Here is a 2,882-nt window from a genome sequence, read left to right on the forward strand (position 1 = left end):
CCGCTGCGCGCACTGCCTTGGCCGGTGGTCACGCACAGTCGGCAGATGGCGGCCGGCGAGCATTTTCCGCCGCATGTGCACGCCTGGCACCAGCTGGCCTTCGCTACCGAAGGCGTGCTGCAGGTGACGGCGGCGAACGCGCGGTATGTGATCACGCCGCAGCAGGCCCTGTGGGTGCCGGGCGGAACCCTGCATCACACCCGCGCGTTGAGCGCTGCGGCGTTCCGCAATCTGTACGTTGGCATCGACGTCGCCGCGGACATGCCTGCGGAATGCACGGTGCTTGAAGTATCGGCGCTGCTGCGCGCCCTGATCATCGAACTCGACGGCATCCGGGCCGAGGATGATTCCGGCTACTACGCCAGCCTGTGCGCGGTGATCGCCACCCAGTTGCGTCGGCAGACGCGACACGCGCGGCACCTGCCATGGCCGCAGGACGAGCGCTTGCAGCACTGGTGCCAGGCGCTGTACGACCATCCAGACGATGATCGGGACATGGCGGCGTGGGCGGCGCACCTGGGTCCGTCCACGCGCACGCTGGCGCGCCACTTCGAGCGCGAGACCGGCATGACAGTGCGCGCATGGCGCACGCGCCTGCGGTTGCTGCGCGCGATCGAGTGGCTGGCGCAAGGGCGCTCGCCGACACGGATCGCGCACGACCTGGGGTATGCGTCCGCGTCCGCCTTCAATTACATGTTCCGGGTCGAAATGGGCGTCAGCCCGTTACAGTGGCGACGATCCAGGTGACCCTCGCGGCGTGTCGCCGAGTTGCCTTGACCCTGATGACGTCCGGCCATGCCCGCACGCGCTGCCGCGCACCGGTGGCGATGGGTGATGCCGTTCGCTTGAACGGGGACGTTTGGCCGGTGGACTAGTCCGCGACCGGGCAGGCCAGGCTGAGCAGCCGATCACCGTCGAAACGCGCCTGGATCCTGCCGTCGCCCACCTTGTCGGCAGGCCAGTCCGCCACGGCCGCAGCACCCGGCAGTGGATTGCCAAGATGGAAATACACCTTGCCGCGCGTGTCGCCCGGCTGCAGGTGCGGGCAGCCTTGAATTGGCGATGCCGGCTGCCCGCAGTCGCCCTGCAGCAGGCACAGACGCGTGTAGCACTGGCCGGCGCCTGACCAGTGCCCCTGCGCGGCGAGGCAGCCGGGCTCTGTCGCCAGTACTGCCCAACACGCCAGGCCGAAGAGGGGGGTGGCCGACATCAGCACCGGGAGCAAGTAGCGACGAACGCGCTGACGGACGTGGAGGAGGGGCGATGTCATCCTGCGATGATGCGCCACGGCGCAGGTCCGGGCCAACCCGATGTGATCCGATGTGATCCGGTGCCGCCGATGGAATGCTGTGGCATCACCGGGTACATCGATCACCGTCGCGCAAGGCGCGCGGGACGTCGTGCCCGCGCTCACCGGTGGAACGCTGTCTTACCCCGACGCCGCCGTGCCGCCACAGCGCTTACTGTCAGGGCTCCTGATCACGCTGTCTGGAGTCGTCCGCCGATGAATGCTCTCACCAACACCCGCATCGTTCTCGCTTCGCGCCCGCAGGGCGAACCGGTGGCGGCCAATTTCCGCTGGGAGCAGGCGGCCGTTCCAGCGTTGGCCCCGGGACAGGTCCTGCTGCGCAACCGCTACCTGTCACTGGACCCGTACATGCGCGGCCGCATGGAGGAAGGCCCGTCGTACGCACCGCCTGTGGCGCTGGATGCGGTGATGGAGGGGCGCACGGTGTCGGAGGTGATCGCCTCCAACCACCCGGAGGTCGCCGTCGGCGAGCACGTGGTCGCTGGCGGCAACTGGCAGACCCATGCGGTGGTGGAGGGCGAGAGCATCGCCCGGCGGCTGCACGAGACGGGCCTGCCGATCAGCACCGCGCTCGGTGTCTACGGCATGCCGGGTTTCACCGCGTATGCCGGCCTGCAGGAAATCGGTCGGCTGCAACCGGGCGAAACCCTGGTGGTGGCCGCGGCCAGCGGGCCGGTCGGGGCGACGGTCGGGCAGATTGCAAAACTGCGCGGCGCGCGCACGGTGGGCATCGCCGGTGGCGAGCAGAAGCGACAGTATCTGGAAACGCTGGGTTTCGATGTGGCGCTGGACCATCGCGCCGAGAACTTCGCCGCGCAGCTGCAGGCCGCGGTGCCCGACGGCATCGATGTGTACTTCGAGAACGTGGGAGGGCATGTCTTCGACGCGGTCGCGCCACTGCTCAACGACTTCGCGCGTATTCCGGTGTGCGGCACCATTGCCACCTACAACGCGCGCGGCGCGGTGTTGCCGGGGCCGGATCGGCTGCCGGGCTTCATGAGTCAGGTGCTGCGCCAGCGGCTGACCGTGCGTGGCTTCATCCAGTCCGACTTCAACGCGCTGTTCCCGCAGTTCCTGGTCGACATGAGCCAGTGGCTGCAGGATGGCCAGGTGCAGTACCGCGAAGACGTCGTCGAAGGGTTGGCCAACGCGCCGGATGCGTTCTTCGGGCTGCTCAAGGGACGCAACTTCGGCAAGCTGGTGGTGAAGCTGGATTGAGTGCGCACGCAGCGCCAACGCGGTCCTGACCCGTAGCTCACGATCGCCACGTTAGCGTGGCGGCATCCCCCGATGAGTACCGATCATGACCAGCGACGAGAAGCAGAAGACCCAGCAGGAAGGCGTCAAGGAAAGCCAGCAGGACCGCAAGCAGGATGAAGCGGCCAAGCAGCGACCCGGCCAGACCGACCAGGCGATTCATGATGCGGAAACGCGGCGGCCGGTGCGCAAGGACAACAACCCGGACTGAGGATGCCGTAGCCGTCGACCGCCGTGACGTCGGCGGTCGAACCGAACATGGACGATCTGATGAAATGCCCGATGTGCTTCGGTGGAGTTCCGCGAGGTGCTGTGG

4 protein-coding genes are annotated in these 2,882 nt (G+C 67.8%); 3 read left to right on the plus strand and 1 reads right to left on the minus strand.

Annotated features, from left to right (window positions below):
* On the plus strand, positions 1 to 747 hold a 747-nt coding region (locus AC1DQP_RS19005), incomplete at its 5' end, for an AraC family transcriptional regulator (protein WP_478052258.1).
* A gap of 124 nt (positions 748 to 871) precedes the next feature.
* Here AC1DQP_RS19005 and AC1DQP_RS19010 read toward each other — a convergent pair.
* Complete coding sequence (locus AC1DQP_RS19010) at positions 872 to 1,210, minus strand: hypothetical protein (protein ID WP_457320753.1); 339 nt, start codon at positions 1,208 to 1,210, stop codon at positions 872 to 874.
* Between the two features lie 294 nt (positions 1,211 to 1,504).
* Here AC1DQP_RS19010 and AC1DQP_RS19015 point away from each other — a divergent pair, with 294 nt between their 5' ends.
* Together AC1DQP_RS19015 and AC1DQP_RS19020 are read left to right on the plus strand one after the other, a co-directional pair.
* On the plus strand, positions 1,505 to 2,527 hold the full coding sequence (locus AC1DQP_RS19015) for an NADP-dependent oxidoreductase (protein ID WP_457320754.1): 1,023 nt from the start codon (positions 1,505 to 1,507) through the stop codon (positions 2,525 to 2,527).
* Between the two features lie 85 nt (positions 2,528 to 2,612).
* Entirely contained in the window at positions 2,613 to 2,777 is a 165-nt protein-coding gene (locus AC1DQP_RS19020; RefSeq protein WP_457320756.1) for a hypothetical protein, read from the plus strand.
* Positions 2,778 to 2,882: the final 105 nt, after the last annotated feature.

The organism is Stenotrophomonas sp. P5_A8, assembly GCF_056400545.1.